This window comes from Egbenema bharatensis FJBBOT/2019 (genome assembly GCF_048077055.1).
In the GTDB taxonomy this organism is placed as follows: domain Bacteria; phylum Cyanobacteriota; class Cyanobacteriia; order Elainellales; family Elainellaceae; genus Egbenema; species Egbenema bharatensis.
On the sequence record NZ_CP182236.1, the window covers coordinates 1,245,452 to 1,262,950 of the forward strand.

Here is a 17,499-nt window from a genome sequence, read left to right on the forward strand (position 1 = left end):
AACCATTCTGTCTAGTTGACTGGGCGGGCAAGACTTCGGCTTGAGCCCTTCGGCTTGAGCTCAGGTCGAAAGCTCAGTCGAAACGCTGCCCACCCCCCAAGAATTTCAGACTATTCGATTTGCATTCCTTATGATCTGGGCAGCGATCGAACCTCTGCGGTCGATGTACCGGATTCGGGAGCCGCACCAAACCATTTTTGATGAATTTGTGCCAGGGTGCCGTCCTGTTTCAGTGCAGTAATAACAGCATTCATTTCATCGCGCAATGGACTCCCTTTTGCAAACATAATGCTGTACTGTTCTCCGGTCGGAATGCGTTCCACTACCTGTAACGATGCCCTGTCTTTGGTGTAGTAAAGCAACGAAGGAATATCGGAAATGTAGCCATCAAACTGTCCGGATTCTAAATCTGCCATAGCAGGCACTAAGCCTTCGTAGCGCACGATTTCGGCAAAACCGTATTCTTCCATATGTTGCTGTGCCCATGCATCTCCTGTTGAAGCACTATCAACTGCGACAATTTTGTTCCTCAGATCAGCAAGGGATTGGATACCGCGATCTGTCCGCACCGTCAGAGATTGATCGCTATCATAATAGGGCTGGGCAAAGTCAAGGGTTTTCAGGCGTTCAGTTGTGATGGTAATGGAGGAAACTGCTGCATGAATCCGGCTTGATAGAACCGCTGGAAATAGGGCGGTAAAGGGTGTATCAACAAACTCAACCGCTCGTTCCAGACGTTTACCTACTTCCTGAAGTAAATCAACTTCAAAACCGACCAATTCACCTGTCTCCGTCCGAAATTCCCAGGGAATATTTCCGACATTCAAGCCCACTTTAATTGGTTCAGAATTCTCATTTGCGCCACTCGTTGAACGAGAATTGGCAGAAGTGCAGGCATGAAGCAACACCGCACTACTGAACCCTGCAAAACCCTTTAAAAAGCTGCGTCTAGTGCCGTGAGATCGCATAGTTGATTTCTCCTATTGAATCGTGAAGTTGTGTGGCATCGTTGGGATAAGGGAATTAAACGGGTAAGGTGACGATAAACTCAGCTCCTTGCCCTGGGGATGAATGCACTTGAATACTACCCCTATGTTTCTCGATAATCTGATAACAAATTGCCAGACCTAGCCCGGTTCCCTGACCGATCGGCTTGGTTGTAAAAAAGGGATCAAAGAGTTTTCCAATGATCTCTTCCGGAATGCCTATTCCATTGTCTTGAATCCTGATTCTGACCCGATCGCTTTCTGCTTCAGTATGGATAATAATCTGTTTATCTAATTGATTTCTGTTCTCCAGCAGCGCATCGATCGCATTACTCAAAATATTCATAAAAACCTGATTAATTTGGGCGGGATAGCATTCCACAGGAGGCAAATCACCATAGTGCTTAATAAGGCGAATCTCCTGCTTGGTACGATTACTCAGTAGTAACAATGTGCTGTCAATGCCTTCATGCAAATCGATTATTTTCTGTTCTGCTTCATCCAGGCGAGAAAAGTTTCGTAGTGATAAAACAATCTGACGAATTCGCTCCGCTCCGATTCGCATTGATACTAATAGCTTAGGCAAATCGTTCTGCACAAATTCCAGATCCATAGATTCAACATGAGCTTGAATTTCTGGACTGGGATGAGCATCGTGCTTTTGGTATAAACGAATCAACTCCAACAGCTCTTCAGCATAAGTGTTAACGTGGTTGAGATTACCATAAATAAAATTGACCGGGTTATTAATTTCGTGAGCCAGCCCTGCCACCATTTGCCCCAAACTAGACATTTTTTCAGTTTGAATGAGTTGCGTTTGGGTTGCATGCAACTCTTTTGTATAGATAGCAATCCCCTCAATGAGTTGATTGAAGGAGTGTGCTAAGTACCCTACTTCATCTTCTGTATTGACCGATGCCCGTAAACTAAAATCGCCCTGTTCCGTAACCGCCTGGGCTACTTGGGTCATAGTCTGAATCGGACGAGCGATCGCTTGACTAATGTATACCGCAAGCAAAGCAGCGATTGTAATTGACAGCAACATACTGATGACAATCACTTTCAACCGTAGTAATTCAGTCTGATCAAGCGCAATTTCTGCTAACCGATTTTGCTCCTCCGCAGACAGAAACAATGTATCTAGTTCAGCGGAATAACGTGCTAATTTGGTATAGGTAGAACTATTAGTAAAGCGAGTGATCTGTTGTTGAAACTGAGTAGCCTGCTCAGGGGTAATGTTCGCCGGATCAACGCGAGATACGATCGCCTCCAGATTTTGAGCATACTCTTCAACTTCAATTTGGAACGCCTGTAAGAACGGATAAACGATGGTCGAATTACTTTTTGTAAGAACCTGAATTTCTGCAATTAAGGTCTGTACAGTTTCAACACGCTGTACAAACTCAGAGCGCGCCGTTTCAAACCGCGTAGGGTTTCGCAAAACCGGAAAAAATTCTCGCTCCGGGCGGAAGTTTGACATGGTAATTTGCAGGCGATTGAGGGCAGCCCCCTGTCGCTGGGCATTCACAAGTTGGTTTCGGGCCTGACGGTGGTAAAGATTGCCGACGGTTAACCCGATCGCCGTTCCCAAAACAGCAATTCCCAGCGAGATCCCATAGCCCCAGCAAATTTTGTTACGAATACTAAATCGAGCATTAAACTGATTAAAAGAACGTACCGCCGTTTGTCCCAGTTTTGAGGGAAAACCGGGAACCAGAATGGGGGCTGAACTAGCTCCTGCCGCCTTTACCCGAACCGCCTCCGCAGGGTGAGGGTTTTGAAATTGCAATAGTTATCCCTCCTTCAAAAAGCCTCAGCACCAGAAACCGTAGTCAATCAAAACCGCAGCAATCACCAGTGCTTTGCAGCAAAAATCTGCCTGCTCCATCTGGATTCTGTCCCAACGTTCCAGAGTGAATGCAACCAGGTACAAGCAGCGGTCTTGCAGAATATGTTCTGCTTCAGCTTAGACAAAGTTCAGGAGACTGACTATCGCAGTTTCGCTGGTAAATTTTGTGAATTTAAAGTAGGGAGGCGATCGGCTCAGTAGAATTACGGTTATCACTCAGCAACTGCATAGCTCGATCGTCCCTGAGTCTGTAAATAGCGGTAGAGACGATTCAAAGCATTAACATAGGCATGGGCAGAAGCGACGACAATATCCGTATCAGAGGCTTGTCCAGCAAAGATCCGATCTGCATGGCGGACGCGGATATTTACCGTTCCCAGCGCATCAATTCCCTCAGTCACGGATTGCACTGAGAATTCAATCAGTTGATTTGGGATATCGACTAAACGATTAATCGTGCAATAAACTGCATCAACCGGGCCTGTACCAACGGCGGCATCGGTAAGGATTTTGCCATTGGGGGTGAGTAGAGTGATAGTAGCAGTAGGGCAGGTACAATCGCCACACGTCACCTGCACATGTTCTAACTGAAATCCTTCTTCGATCGCAATCTGAGTTTCATCCCGCACGATCGCTTCAATATCCCAATCGGACACTTCTTTTTTCTTATCCGCAATCTCTTTAAATCGATTAAAGGCCTTGTTCAAGTCATCCTCATTCAACTCAAAGCCCAATTCCTGCAACCGCGCCCGGAAGGCATGACGACCGGAATGCTTACCCAGGACGATTTGATTCTCCGTTAAGCCAATGGAACTGGCATCCATAATTTCATAAGTTTCCCGATGTTTGATCACGCCATCCTGATGGATTCCCGATTCATGGGCGAAGGCATTGATCCCAACGATCGCCTTATTGGGCTGAACCAGCATTCCAGTCGATTGGGATACCAGTCGAGAAGATTTATAGATTTCCTGAGTTCTAATGTTGGTTAAGGATTCAGTAGAGTCTACTGCACGCCCAAAGAATGAATTAAAGTACGGTTTACGAACTTCCAACGCCATGACAATTTCTTCTAATGCTGTATTGCCTGCGCGTTCACCAATTCCGTTAATCGTACATTCAATCTGCCTCACGCCATGCTCGATCGCCGCTAAGGCATTGGCCGTTGCCAGTCCCAAATCATTTTGCGTATGGACGGAGAGAATCACGCGATCGATATTGGGTACATTCGCCTGAATGCCCTGAATCAACCGCTCCATTTCTTTAGGCGTATTATAGCCAACGGTATCCGGAATATTAATGGTGGTTGCTCCGGCAGCAATGGCTCGTTCGATGATCTGATACAGGTAATCGGGATCGGTGCGCGTGGCATCCATCGGGGAGAACTCCACATCCTCAACGAAGCTTCTGGCATAGGCCACCATTTCTGCGGCAATGTCTAGCACTTCCTCACGGGATTTGCGTAACTGATATTTCAAGTGAATATCCGATGAAGAAATAAAGACATGAATCCGCGATCGGGCTGCGGGTTTAACTGCTGCTGCTGCTGCTTCAATATCTTTTTTAACAGCTCTTGCCAAACTACAAATAATCGGCCCATCAGCTTTGCCCACTTCTTCAGCAATTCGTTTGACTGCTTCAAAATCGCCCGGACTGGACACGGCAAACCCCGCTTCAATCACATCAACGCCTAAAAGAGCTAATTGATGGGCGATCGCCAACTTTTCTTCTACATTCAAAGTCGCTCCGGGGGATTGTTCGCCATCACGGAGGGTCGTATCAAAAATAATGACGCGATCGGGACTGGGGTGGATGCTCATTGGTTTTCTCCTTGATAGGGGGAGTCGGGAGTCGAGAGTCGGGAGTCGGGAGTCAGCAATAGTATTTTGATCTCGATCCCATCTCTCATCTTCACTCTACATTGTATACGAAATTCCAAAATCGTATACAATATAAAGTATGAAATTAACTGACATTGCGGCTAATCTCCTCCAACACCAGCGCAGTACCCCGGATTTAATTGCCGATGCCTTGCGCCAGGCGATCCTGTATGGCGTTTTTGCTGAAGGACAGTCCCTTCGGCAGGATGAGATTGCTACCCAGTTTGGAGTGAGTCGGATTCCGGTGCGGGAAGCGTTGCGTCAGTTGGAAGTGGAAGGACTGGTGACTTTCTTTCCCAATCGGGGAGCGGTGGTGACGGTATTGTCGATCGCAGAAGTGCAGGAAATTGTGGAGATTCGGATAGCACTGGAAACGACTGCGCTGCAATATGCCATCCCCAATCAATCTCAAACCTGTTGGGCAACAGCAGAAAGGATTCTGGTGGAAACGGATCAGGCGACGGATTTTAACCGATGGGCAGAGCTAAATTGGGAGTTTCACTCTACGCTGTATACCCCTGCCGATCGTCCCCGCTTACTCAGCATGATTCGGATGCTGCACATTAACGTTGATCGTTACGTTCGGCTTCAGCTCAAGCAGACGAATTATCAGGAACATAGCCAGCAGGAGCATTATCGGCTTTTAGAATATTGTCAGCAGCAGGATGCGAAGGGAGCGATCGAGGGACTGAAACGGCACATTGGAGATGCTGGGAAAGAACTGGTCGGTTACTTACGACAGCTCAGAGACTAAAACTGTAACTCTTGCCGCAAGCGATGCAAGACCGTATTTCGATCGATCTGGCTAAAAATTTCTTGAATCACCGTATCGGCTCCCTGGGGCCCCCAGGTACAGCCCTGCTCCAGGTAAACCTGGGCCGCTTTACCCACTCGATAGCTGCCGTAGCCGGCCAGGGTTGCTTGCGCCACTGCGGCTGCTCCGTAGGCCATCACCCCCGAAGCACTGTCAAACACTGAGGTAACGGCCGCTGCACTTTTGCCGGTTCCCAACAATAGACCACTGCCCAACTCTCCCAGCAGCAACCCACCCGAACTAAACAGAATCGCCTTCAGAAGTTTTCCTGCCTCATAACGAGTCATGGGTAAACCGTAGAGCCGCGCCAGGGAACGAATCATGATCAAGTCCGTCGTTGCTCCCCCCAGTAGATCCAGAATGGCGATCGGATTAGCTGCCACCGCAATCGACTTCCATTTGGTATATTGCCAGATCAGATCATCCGCTTCTGCCCGATGGAGACGAATGGTTTTGCGGGCGATCGATCCTTCTGCCTCTCGGGCCTGACGGAGAGCATTCAGAGCCAATAGCGACTTGCCTTCCTGATTCAAAATGTCCAGCAGCTTGAACTTGAGGGCATCCATTTGGGGAGGAGGCGATTCCCATTCGTGAGTTACCGTCCCATCGGCCCATTCCACCCGCACTTCCATTGGAGACGGTTCTGCCGCCACCAGCACAATATCATTTGGTGTAAAAAAGGGGCGATCGCGTTCTCCCTGCCGGGCAAACAGGTCTTTTAGTTTTAAATAAATCGTCTGTTGATCTGCATCGGGATACAGATCAACTTTGTTGAATACAATCACGATCGGCTTACAGGCAGTCTGCAATTCTTTGAGGGCCTGATATTCCGTGCGGGTGATATCTTCTGAGATCACAAACAGAATTAAATCAGCCTGTTCTGCCACCTCTCGCGCCATGCCTGCCCGCAGTTCTCCACCCACCTCGTCCAGTCCCGGGGTGTCAATCAACTCCACCTGAACCTGCCCACCTGCCACTGACCAATAGACCGATCGCGGATACTGCGTTACCCCGTGGAGTGGCCCCGTCTGAAGTAACTTCTGCCCCAGCAACCCGTTGACGATCGCCGACTTGCCCCGACTCACCAGCCCAAACACTGCAATCTTGAACAAGGCACTGTTTAACTTATCCAGAGCCGCCGATAGCCGATCCAGGTCAGCCTTCAACGCCGCCTGTAGCTCCACCGTTTCAGGACTGCGCCGTTTCATCCGCAACTGATGACTGTAGCGTTGCAGGGTTTGTTTCAAACTCGATCGAGCGCGATCGACGTGAACGTTCTGGAGATTGGTGCGTGCCAGTCCGGTGGAGGGACTTACATTAGTCATTGAATCATCCCAATGGAACGAAGGGGCAGGGGTACAAGGAAATGGATTGACATGCGGCCGACACGACTTATTGAATTATTGAGCAGAATGATCGGGCATTTAATTGGGTTCGGTTTCGCCGGAGACGGTTTGAATCTTTTGCTCCAGGGTCTTTTCCCAATTTGGATCATCCAGATCAATCGAAATCATGCGTCCCGATGCTTTAGAGCGATCGACATAAACCTGAAAGGCATTTTCGTCTTCTCGATGAGACAGGACATACTGACGCAACTCGTCCAGATTCATCGAGTCAAAATGAGTTGCCGTCATGGCCCGTATCCTCCCTCTAGCTTGATCTCAAAATCCAGACTACCTCCGGCAAGCACGTACAGACTCCCGGTTCGTTCATCAATTCTAACCAGTTCGATCGCTCTATACTGCCATCCAGAATAAATCGCAAGTCTAACCGGTAGCAGAGCCGATAAAGCCCTTGAGCCTGCTCATCGTTCGGTTTCATATGTGCTTAGTGTAACTTATTCCCCATTGATGATAGTGGCTCAGAGTCTACCCTTCCCAACTTCCAGACCTTGAGGATCTGCAATAAAATGGCATCCCAATCTTTATTGATCATAAAAGTACAAAACTGGGATACACCCCATCTTGCTTTTATGTAAAGAATAATGCTATCCGTTGACCATTGCCCTCTCTACGGTTGAATGATCAGTTAGAAGTACCTCCATGAAGCGTCAGCAAATTTCAACAGGAACCCCCTGGGAGTCGATCGCAGGCTATTCTAGGGCTGTGCGAGTCGGAAATCTAGTGTTCGTGGCCGGAACCACCGCCGCCGATGATACGGGACAGATCCAGCATCCAGGCGATCCCTATGGCCAAACAGCGTATATTCTGAGAAAAATCGAAGCGGCCCTACAGGCAGTAGATGCCCAGCTTACAGATGTCGTGCGGACTCGCGTGTACGTTGCCAATATGGATGACTGGCAGTCGATCGCTAAAGCTCATCGAGAATGGTTTGAGCAGATCCGCCCGGTGAATGCGATGGTGGAAGTGAGCCGCCTGGCTACTCCAGAAATGTTGGTTGAAATTGAAGTGGATGCGGTTGTAGTGGAATGAACACCTACGATTGGATTGTGGTTGGCAGCGGGCTAACGGGAGCCGCAGTGAGTTATGAACTGGTCAAAGCAGGGTTTTCAGTCCTGCTCCTCGATCGCTCATCTGATCCGGACAGTGCCACTCGGTACAGTTATGGTGGCATTGCCTACTGGTCCGGGTCTACAGACTTGACCCGCCAACTGTGTCAGGAAGGCATTGAAACCCATCGATCGCTATCGGCTGAGTTGGAACAGGATACCCAATTTCGGGAAACCAATCTGCTTCTAACCGTAGAACCCGATCGAGATCCAGAGCAGATTGCCGCCCGATATGCTCAGGTTGCCATTCCCCCCACTGTTCTCAGCCCTGCTGCGGCCCACGACCTGGAACCCATGCTAGATCAACAGGCGATCGCAGGAGTCCTGCAATTTCCCCACGGTCATGTCTCCCCAGAAGCAATGGTCGCAGCTTATATTCAAGCCTTCACGAAGCGGGGTGGAACGAGCCAAATTTCTCCCGTTACGGGCTTACTGACTTCGCAGGGACGAGTCACGGGTGTGGTTACTCCAACGGAGTCATTCTACGGCGATCGGGTGCTGGTTTGTGCTGGAGGCATGAGTCGTTCTCTACTGGCATCCATCGGACTGTCAGTACGACTTTACTTTACCCAGGCAGAACTGATTGAAACCGTGGCGATCGATCCTTGCTTGCAGTCAGTGATCATGCCCGCTGAAACCAAACGGTTCGAGATGGAAGCGGCCGCAGGTCAGGCGGAAACGGATAAATTGTGGGATGCTCCAGGGCACGAAGTCCATCCCCCGATCCTCGATCCGGGAGCGGTTCAACTGCGGGATGGGCGGATTCGGATGGGGCAATGGAGCCGCACCCTGACCGATCCCACCCCAGCTATTGATGCAACCGCCAGTGAACAGGCCATTCGGCTGAACGTGGGGCAGATTTTACCTGGCTTAAAAGATGTTCCGGGAGAATGGCATCAATGTCTGGTGTCCTTTAGTGGCGATCGTCTACCATTAATTGGCGCAATTTCCGGACTGGAGGGAATTCATTTATTTTCAGGGTTTAGCAACCCCTTTGCCATCTTGCCACCCCTGGCGAAACGCTTTGCCCAGGCAGCGACCGGACAGCCAGACAGCGTAATTGCTCAACTTTCCCCCCTGCGGTTTGCCGTACCGACTTCGTAATAACCTTAACGAGTTTCAGACGAAAATATCCGCTAAACTAAGCATAACATCGTCCCTTTTGGGAGCACACCTTCTGATCTGGGATCCAATCGCAACTTTTGAGAACAGTTCTATGGCATTGATTCTGAATTCACTGTCAATCTTTATTAACCTTTACCTGGTTTTGATTATCCTGCGGGTGCTACTGAGTTGGTTCCCAACCGTTGATTGGCTGAACCCTCCCTTCTCTATCCTGAGCCAACTGACGGATCCTTACCTCAATCTTTTCCGATCGATCATTCCGCCTCTGGGGGGGATGGATTTTTCACCGATGCTGGCAACCTTTTTGCTCTGGTTTGTGGCGGGTCAACTGACTGCTTTCTCAGGCAGCATGGTGGGCATGGGTGGCTTCTAAGCTAAACCGGAATTTCTCTGAGTTCAGGTGAGCCGCAATGGTCAATCCAGTCAATTCAAATCAGGCGATCGTCGATCGCCCATTTTTTGTGTCTTCTTTTGGGGGATTGGGAGATTCGATCGGCTCACTGGGCAAGAACTCAGGTTCAGCAGCAATGTAATAGCTTGTAATTAATGCCATCGTCATCCACCAGAGGGTACTGACCTGCGGACGATACCACACCGTATCTACCATGCCGTGGGCTAACATCCCAATTAGCGTGGCCACAGCCGCCATGAGCCAGAATCCCTCGCGGTGACGCAGCTTCCGGAAGGCTTGCAACCGTTGCCAACCCACGTTTAACGTTGTCACCAATAACCACAGGAAGCACAACAAGCCAATTGCCCCCGTTTCCACCAAAATCTCCAGGAAGACTGAATAGGCACTCAGTGCGTTGTAACCCACCTGCTGATAGTTCGGGTAGACCCGGTTGAACGCCACATTTCCCGGCCCGATTCCCAGAAACGGCCGATCTTTGATCATTTCAATTACGGAGATCCAGACATTCAGCCGGAAATTATTGCTGCTATCTCCCCGTCCTACAAAAATACTGGCCACGCGATCGCGCAAAGGGGGTAAGGCAGATACCGCAAACACCACTAGAGCTGCCGAGATGCCCAGCACCACAGGAACCGCCCAGATCCGCCAGAAGCGGGGCAAATGAACGCTAAACCAGTGAATCAATAACAGTAGAAACGCAAATCCGGCCACCACAAAGCCGATCCACCCCCCGCGACTGAAGGTCAGCACCAGGCAGGCGGAGTTGACCACCCAGAGCGTCAGAGCCAGCAGTTTCGGGAGCCAATTTCGCCAGGCAAACACCGCAGCCGCACTCAAAACCGCAGCCGGAATCAAATATCCCGCCAGCAGGTTTGGATTCCCCAGAAAACTGTATACCCGTGTGGTTCCAGCCAGCGTCGATTGGGTATCGACCCAGGTGGCCAGGGCATCTGCACCAAAAAACCACTGACGTAGACCCGCCACGCTGACTACGGCGGTCACCAGCAAGTAAGCTGTGATCACCGATGATCGTAACCGGGGCGATCGAAACACCCGCGCCATCAACACAAACAAGAGCAGGTAAAGCGTCAGTTTAATCAACCCATCCAGGGCCGCAGTCCGAACGGGGGAGAGGGCCGTCGCCACCACCGCGATCCCCCAATACAGCAACACCAACAGGTGGATAGGAGTGAGTCCGGTTCCCGCCTCCGCCTCGTCCGATAGGGTCAGCAGCACCCAAAATCCGGCGCAGGCGACCAGGAGGATCCCGATTAACGAAGTCGAGACAAAGGGAGCCATGATAAAGACCAGTGCGATCAGCAGTGCGGCGATCGGCTCTGCCCAACGCATCAGCCAACTGCCCCTCCGCCACGATCGCAGAATACCGACGATGTGGTGAACATAGCTGGATTGGCTCCACTGTTGAACCGATAGGTTTGCTAAGGTTAGCTGTTGCCAAACTGAATTCATATGCTCCTGCTGCTTTTTGGCTCGTCAGAGGAAAGAGGATTTGTTGAGAAAATCACTCCGCATATTATCCTCAAAAATTTAGAAAATAACCGAACTCTGCGGAAATTTATTTTTATTTTCTAATAGTGAATTCCCTGGCATCCGATAACGAAATCAACGAAATCTCCGTCTGCCGATCGCTCACCTGACAGCAAGTATCTCAATTGATGCCAATTGATTTAGTGCCAATTGATTGGATGCCAATTGATCAACTTCCGGATTCAGCTTCCGTAGCGCAGGCATCTTGCCTGCCAGTGGGATAGTTTTTCGTGCAAATGCCAAATTGGGATATCCCCTGAATCCTGAATTCTGCCAGTTTTGCTGAGAACGGACAGGAGATCCTCCCTGAGGATTTGCAGATCCGGCTTCAGGGATCACGAGGGATCAGGATGCTGGGTATATGTAGATTTGATGAAGGGGTAGTAATTTCTTCGGGTTCAATCTCTGCCGCTTGTATGGTCAATTAGGACTGAAATCAATTGAGCGATCGTTGTTTTGATCAGCAAAGAGACTTCAAGAATTGCGATCGAGCAACAAACGATCGAACCAACAGCCTAAAGAGATGAACCTCTCAACCAAGCACACAGCGTGATAGAACGAGAGCTAACTTTCCACCTCAGCAAAGCCACAGAACTTTCAATTGATGAATTGTTTTAACTCAGTAAATTTTCTGAACTCTGGCAATCAGTCTCTCAAAGTATCAGAAAAAGAAAACATCAAAAGAGTTGTGACACAAAGGTTTATTGGGCAAGTCGAATTCCTGTTTTGAGTTTGCAAATATTTAGACTTGGTAAAGCCATTTTATTTGTTCCTGATTGTGACAATTGAGTGCGTATCAGGAAGTAGAAAAGCTGATATGGAACTCAGGTTATGCACGATAACCTCTTAACTTCATGGCGTGATGGTACAAATCGCTACAGGTCGGTCAATGTCCATTTTCATCGAGGAAGTGGACGGTGAAACCCTGGCGATCAGTGATCTCTCAGAGAGTTGAATCGATGATAAAAAAATTAGAGAACTATTGGTTTAATCTGTAGTTCCTCTGGCTAACACCTCCTATACTGAATAAAAAGCTTTAATAACAGTGTTCAAAGTCATCAAATTTCAATAATGATTGACGATTTTCACAAAAGCGAAATCAATATCACCTGATTAAAAGCTGTCTTGTGAGGCACAGATCGGCTTATCTGGTTCATGGGAGGTTTTTCGTTGAATCCTGGATCGCTGGGCAGTAAAATGAGTCGGTCTTTCACTGTGTAAAAGCGTTTTACCAAAGCGGAGAATAAATCATTGGGATGGCAGTAAGATGACAAATAGGTTGATTAACGCTTGACTTCCGATTCCTGTTACGAGAAATAATGAATGAAGAAAAGGTAAAGAAAGGTCTAATCTGAGCCGCTCTGTGGTCTAGTCCGAATAACCTAAGCTACAGAACCCCCCTCAAGATTCCCCTTTACTACTCCTGGCTCCAGTTTGCCAACGTTCATTGCTCGTCTAGCGGCAGAGGTCGAAGGGCATTCTGAAGCTGGTTCTTGCACTGCCTCTGGCATTTGGCTCGGCTAGCGATTCTTGTTGTTACTTGATGTTGCTGAATTAATTTTGAAATGACCAACGACACCGATCTGATCAAACGCCTCAGTCCCAGTGCAATGGATCAGATCATGCTGTATCTAGCCTTTAGTGCCATGCGTACTGGTGGACATCGGCATGGTGCATTTTTGGATGCTGCGGCGACGGCTGCCAAGTGTGCCGTATATATGACGTATTTAGAGCAGGAACAGAATCTGCGGATGACGGGGCACCTGCACCATATCGAGCCAAAGCGCGTGAAGGTGATTGTTGAAGAAGTTCGGCAAGCCCTCACGGAAGGCAAACTGCTGAAAATGCTGGGTTCCCAGGAGCCGCGTTACCTGATTCAGTTTCCCTACGTCTGGTTAGAACAGTATCCCTGGCAGCCCGGTCGATCGCGGGTTCCAGGCACGAGTTTAACAAGTGACGAAAAACGTCAGATTGAGGCGAAACTGCCCTCTAATTTGCCGGATGCCCAGTTGATCAACTCGTTCCAACTGATGGACATCATCGAGTTTCTCCACAATCGCTCCCAGGAAGACTTACCACCAGAACGACAGATGCCCCTCAGCGAAGCTCTGGCTGAACACATCAAGCGTCGCCTGACTTACTCTGGCACAATTCTGCGGGTTGATTCACCCTGGGGAATGCCCTTTTATGCCCTGACTCGCGCCTTCTATTCCCCTGCCAATGAAGAAGAGCGCACCTACATCATGGTGGAGGATACTGCCCGCTTTTTCCGCATGATGAAGGACTGGGCAGAGCGACAGCCGAAAGTCGTGCGGATGTTAGAAGAACTGGATATTCCCCCTGATCGGCTGGAACAGGCGATGGAAGAGTTGGATGAAGTGCTGCGCGCCTGGGCCGATCGCTACCACAAGGCGGGTGGAATGCCATTTATCTTGCAAATGGTCGTGGGTCCAAAGCAAGAATAGAGCATGCGGTAAAATTGCTATAGACACGGTGATTAAAAGCAGCGGTAGAAGATAGCCTGGAAGGTATTGCTGAAAGTATTACTGGAATATTAAGCTTCCGTGCTTCTCAGTGATTTCTGTCAGAATATGGGTAATACTCTGTAGAAAGGCTAGCTGAAAACGCTGAATGTTGTTGAGGTAGTCAAGGACGCATAAGGGCGCGTACTGCATCAGGTGTCTTGGCACCAGAGAAAGTTTGCGTAATTGCAATCTTGAAGCTTGTATGAGAGATCAGGACATTCTTCGATTCCTTTATGGGGGTGTGAGTGTCTACTCAGGTGTTCCTGGATGAACTGGTGTTTTTGGCTTCAGGTGTGAGCAAAGGTTAACCGCTGCTGCTGAACTGCTCCAAATTTGGTTTTGTGGGTTCAGTATTTATTGATACTGGATTTGGCTTAGGGGCGGATGCGCTTTTTGTACCGATTCAAAGGCTCGATGAAGAGTTTTTGCAGTCCTAGGATCCCTTCATGATGGTTGGGTAAGATCTTAGCCATTTGAGGGTAGGAATGGTTCGCCAATCCAGGTTGTCCGCCTAACAGGGTTTAGCTGTCGTTCGTTCAAGGATCGATCACTCAGGGGTCGATCGCTGTTCAATCTCTGCTTCTTTGCAGCATCTTCTGCATGGAGGTGGGAGAATTCGTGTATCTACTTTCGTGTCTATTGAGCCTGACGGTTTCTCCACCCGGTTCACTCTAAACTGGCTGATTTCAAATTCAAATATGAATCAAATGGTCTATTCCTCCCGCTTTGTCCGTGCTGCTGTCTGTGGTGGGCTGGTTGCTGCCACTACCATTCTTTCATCGCTTGTTCCCGCCTCAAAATCTTCCGCCCAGGTGTCCTTTCGCAACAGTCCCAGAGCCGTCTTGGATGAAGCCTGGCAAATTGTGAACCGGGAGTATGTAGACACTGAGTTTAATCAGGTGAATTGGCAGGCGGTTCGCTCAGAATTGCTCAGTCGAGATTACAGTTCCTCGGAGCAAGCCTATGCAGCATTGCGTCGGGCCCTGGAACAGCTAGACGATCCCTACACTCGTTTTCTGGATCCAAGACAATTTCAAGCCTTGACCAATCAAACCTCTGGTGAGCTTTCCGGGATCGGGATTCGGCTCCAGTTGGATGCAGACACCCAAACCCTGACGGTGGTGGAACCGCTCGAAAATTCTCCCGCCAGCGCAGCGGGAATTCAACGGGGCGATCGAATTCTGGCGATCGATGGTCGTTCGACGGAGGGAATGACGGTTGAGCAGGCTTCGCAATCGATTCAGGGAGCGGTAGGCACCCAGATTACCCTACGGATCGATCGTCCGGGGCAAAACGCTTTCGACCAGGAATTGACCCGCGCCCGAATTGAGGTTCCCAACGTTTCCTATATGCTGCGGCAGGAAGGTACGTATCAAATTGGCTATATTCGCCTGACGGAGTTTAGCAGCCATGCACCGGATCAAATGCGGCGTGCTATCCAGACTTTATTGAATCAGGGTGCAGATGGATTTGTCCTGGATTTACGCGGGAATCCAGGGGGGCTGTTGCAAGCCAGTATCGATATTTCCCGGATGTGGCTGGAGAATGGGCCGATCGTGCGGACGGTGAATCGGACGGGGCAGAGTGACCAAATTAATGCCAACCGGACTTCGCTCACCCAGCTTCCCCTGGCCGTGCTGGTAGACAGTAACTCAGCCAGTTCCAGCGAAATTCTGACGGGAGCTTTGCGGGACAACGATCGCGCCATTGTTGTAGGCAGTCAAACCTTCGGTAAGGCTCTAGTGCAATCGGTGCATTCCCTGTCGGATGGGTCAGGACTGGCGGTAACGGTGTCCCACTACTACACGCCGAATGGAACGGACATTAGCCAGCGCGGCATCACACCTGACATTGCCGTCGGTTTTTCGGAACAGGATCGTCGGGCCATCGCTGGTGATCAGAATTTGATTGGCACGAATGCAGATCCCTACTATCGGCAAGCCATTGGTGCTTTACAGGTGACGATCGCTGACTACCAGCAGCAACAACCAACGGCTGAAACCCAACTGCCTTCGCTACTCCAGCTTGGACAAGAACCGAACCTGAGGCAATCCCATTAGGACAAGCCCGGTCGTAAGTATGCATGAAAGAAGGGTGGGCAATGCCCACCCTTTAATGTTTGATTAGTCAGGATTTGACCAGGTTTGTCTTGATCCAGCTTGACCCAGAATGTTGAGAAATCAGCCTGTTCCCAAACCTATCCGTTATGGGCCGCATTGACTTCAACTGTACTCACCTCACCTTCGATCGCCGGGGCCCGCAGGATCCCCTCCGCCAAAGGCTTCGATCGCATTTCCTGTTCCGCTAGCGTTGTGAGCGAATTCTCCAGCTTTTCGGTAATTGCCAGCGTCTTAACATCGTAAATTTGCGTCAGCAGCTTGGGATAAAACCCAATCCCGATAATGGGGATCAACAGACAGGCAATAATGAATACCTCACGGGGTTCGGCATCAATCAGGACTTCATGCTCAACCAACTCTTTATTCTCAGGGCCGTAGAAGATTTCCCGCAGCATCGAGAGCAGGTAAATTGGAGTCAGGATGACCCCAACGGCTGCCAGAATGACCACGATCGTCTTAAACACCAGACCATAGGCATCACTGGTGGCAAAGCCGACAAACACCATTAACTCAGCGACGAACCCACTCATTCCCGGTAATGCCAGGGAAGCCAGGGAGCAGGCTGTAAACATGGCGAAAATTTTGGGCATTTTCTTGCCGACTCCGCCCATCTCATCCAGGATCAGGGTGTGGGTGCGATCGTAGGTTGCCCCCACCAGGAAGAACAGGCTGGCTCCGATCAGTCCATGGGACACCATTTGCAGGACTGCCCCACTCAAGCCCAGATCGGTAAAGGAAGCGATCCCAATCAGCACAAATCCCATGTGGGAAATCGAAGAGTAGGCAATCTTTCGCTTCAGGTTACGCTGGGCAAAGGAGGTTAGAGCTGCGTAGATAATGTTGACGATTCCCAAAATCACCAAGGCAGGCGCGAAGTAGACATGGGCATCCGGCAGCATCTCCACGTTCATTCGGATCAGGGCATAACCGCCCATTTTTAGCAGAATTCCCGCCAGCAGCATATGCACCGGGGCCGTGGCCTCGCCGTGGGCATCGGGCAGCCAGGTATGGAGGGGGAAAATCGGCAGTTTGACCGCGTAGGCAATTAGAAACGCCCCGTATAGCAAGAGTTGCAGATTGACAGGGAAGTCTTTCTCCATCAGCGATCGCATATCAAAGGTGACAGTATCCCCATAGAACGCCATCGCCAGAGCTGCCACCAGAATAAACAGTGAACCGCCTGCGGTGTAGAGAATAAACTTGGTTGCCGCGTACAGCCGTTTCTTCCCGCCCCAGATGGACAGCAGCAGGTAAACCGGGATCAATTCCAGTTCCCACATCAGGAAGAACAGCAGCATATCCTGCACAGCAAACACACCAATCTGACCGCCGTACATGGCCAGCATCAGAAAGTAGAAAAACTTGGGCTTGAGCGTCACTGGCCAGGATGCCAGCATCGCCAGCGTTGTGATGAAGCCTGTTAAAAGAATCAACGGCATTGATAGCCCGTCCGCCCCGACCGACCATCTCAAGTCTAGAGATGGCACCCAGGAATAGCTTTCAACCAACTGCATTCCAGGGTCAGAAAAGTCGTAGAAGTTGGTAAAGGCGTAGACGATGATAGCAAAGTCGATCAGACCGATCGTTAGCGCATACCAGCGTACTGTTTTGCCGTCCTTATCCGGAATAAAAGGAATAAACAGGGCGGCAACAACAGGAAACAAAATGGTTGTGGTCAACCAGGGAAAATCAACTGTATTCATTGCAGCTTGTTATAGAGGGTTGGGTGGT

General features: G+C 49.7%; 14 protein-coding genes. 6 read left to right on the plus strand and 8 right to left on the minus strand.

Annotation, left to right across the window (positions count from 1 at the left end):
- Window positions 1-128: 128 nt before the first annotated feature.
- From ACM1PF_RS05930 to ACM1PF_RS05940, 3 genes are all read right to left on the minus strand, one after another.
- Entirely contained in the window at window positions 129-968 is an 840-nt protein-coding gene (locus ACM1PF_RS05930; protein ID WP_416673095.1) for an ABC transporter substrate-binding protein, read from the minus strand.
- Between the two features lie 55 nt (window positions 969-1,023).
- On the minus strand, window positions 1,024-2,775 hold the full coding sequence (locus ACM1PF_RS05935; protein ID WP_416673098.1) for a sensor histidine kinase: 1,752 nt from the start codon (window positions 2,773-2,775) through the stop codon (window positions 1,024-1,026).
- A 272-nt stretch (window positions 2,776-3,047) separates the two neighbouring features.
- Entirely contained in the window at window positions 3,048-4,655 is a 1,608-nt protein-coding gene (locus tag ACM1PF_RS05940) for a 2-isopropylmalate synthase (protein WP_416673100.1), read from the minus strand.
- 139 nt (window positions 4,656-4,794) lie between these two features.
- Here ACM1PF_RS05940 and ACM1PF_RS05945 point away from each other — a divergent pair, with 139 nt between their 5' ends.
- A complete protein-coding gene (locus ACM1PF_RS05945) occupies window positions 4,795-5,469 on the plus strand; it encodes a GntR family transcriptional regulator (protein WP_416673102.1) in 675 nt (224 codons plus the stop codon).
- On the opposite strand, the gene ACM1PF_RS05950 is transcribed toward ACM1PF_RS05945, so the two are convergent.
- The 3 genes from ACM1PF_RS05950 to ACM1PF_RS05960 all read right to left on the minus strand — a co-directional run bounded on the left by ACM1PF_RS05950 (window position 5,466) and on the right by ACM1PF_RS05960 (window position 7,309).
- Window positions 5,466-6,854 (minus strand): DUF697 domain-containing protein, encoded by a 1,389-nt coding sequence (locus ACM1PF_RS05950; protein ID WP_416673104.1) that lies wholly within the window; start codon window positions 6,852-6,854, stop codon window positions 5,466-5,468. The genes ACM1PF_RS05945 and ACM1PF_RS05950 overlap by 4 nt on opposite strands.
- A gap of 99 nt (window positions 6,855-6,953) precedes the next feature.
- Window positions 6,954-7,163, minus strand: coding sequence for a DUF6887 family protein (locus ACM1PF_RS05955; RefSeq protein ID WP_416673107.1), 210 nt, complete (start codon window positions 7,161-7,163; stop codon window positions 6,954-6,956).
- Window positions 7,160-7,309, minus strand: a complete 150-nt coding sequence (locus ACM1PF_RS05960; RefSeq protein WP_416676577.1) for a DUF6888 family protein — start codon at window positions 7,307-7,309, stop codon at window positions 7,160-7,162. Before ACM1PF_RS05960 ends, ACM1PF_RS05955 begins: the two co-directional genes overlap by 4 nt.
- Before the next feature lie 262 nt (window positions 7,310-7,571).
- Between ACM1PF_RS05960 and ACM1PF_RS05965 the strand changes: the two genes are divergently transcribed.
- The 3 genes from ACM1PF_RS05965 (at window position 7,572) to ACM1PF_RS05975 (ending at window position 9,536) form a co-directional block, all read left to right on the plus strand.
- Window positions 7,572-7,961 (plus strand): RidA family protein, encoded by a 390-nt coding sequence (locus tag ACM1PF_RS05965; RefSeq protein ID WP_416673109.1) that lies wholly within the window; start codon window positions 7,572-7,574, stop codon window positions 7,959-7,961.
- Window positions 7,958-9,142 carry an NAD(P)/FAD-dependent oxidoreductase gene (locus ACM1PF_RS05970; RefSeq protein WP_416673110.1) on the plus strand — a complete coding sequence of 395 codons (1,185 nt, stop codon included), beginning with the start codon at window positions 7,958-7,960 and terminating at the stop codon, window positions 9,140-9,142. The genes ACM1PF_RS05965 and ACM1PF_RS05970 overlap by 4 nt, the downstream gene beginning before the upstream one ends.
- A gap of 112 nt (window positions 9,143-9,254) precedes the next feature.
- Window positions 9,255-9,536: a YggT family protein gene (locus tag ACM1PF_RS05975; RefSeq protein WP_416673113.1), complete on the plus strand. Its 282-nt coding sequence runs from the start codon at window positions 9,255-9,257 to the stop codon at window positions 9,534-9,536.
- A gap of 60 nt (window positions 9,537-9,596) precedes the next feature.
- On the opposite strand, the gene ACM1PF_RS05980 is transcribed toward ACM1PF_RS05975, so the two are convergent.
- Window positions 9,597-11,045, minus strand: coding sequence for an IctB family putative bicarbonate transporter (locus tag ACM1PF_RS05980; protein ID WP_416673115.1), 1,449 nt, complete (start codon window positions 11,043-11,045; stop codon window positions 9,597-9,599).
- A 1,643-nt stretch (window positions 11,046-12,688) separates the two neighbouring features.
- Here ACM1PF_RS05980 and hetR point away from each other — a divergent pair.
- Both hetR and ctpB read left to right on the plus strand, forming a co-directional pair.
- Window positions 12,689-13,588, plus strand: a complete 900-nt coding sequence (gene hetR, locus ACM1PF_RS05985) for a heterocyst differentiation master regulator HetR (protein ID WP_416673118.1) — start codon at window positions 12,689-12,691, stop codon at window positions 13,586-13,588.
- A gap of 758 nt (window positions 13,589-14,346) precedes the next feature.
- Window positions 14,347-15,708, plus strand: a complete 1,362-nt coding sequence (gene ctpB, locus ACM1PF_RS05990; RefSeq protein ID WP_416673120.1) for a carboxyl-terminal processing protease CtpB — start codon at window positions 14,347-14,349, stop codon at window positions 15,706-15,708.
- 137 nt (window positions 15,709-15,845) lie between these two features.
- On the opposite strand, the gene ndhD1 is transcribed toward ctpB, so the two are convergent.
- On the minus strand, window positions 15,846-17,471 hold the full coding sequence (gene ndhD1, locus ACM1PF_RS05995; protein WP_416673121.1) for a photosynthetic/respiratory NAD(P)H-quinone oxidoreductase subunit D1: 1,626 nt from the start codon (window positions 17,469-17,471) through the stop codon (window positions 15,846-15,848).
- Between the last annotated feature and the right edge of the window lie 28 nt (window positions 17,472-17,499).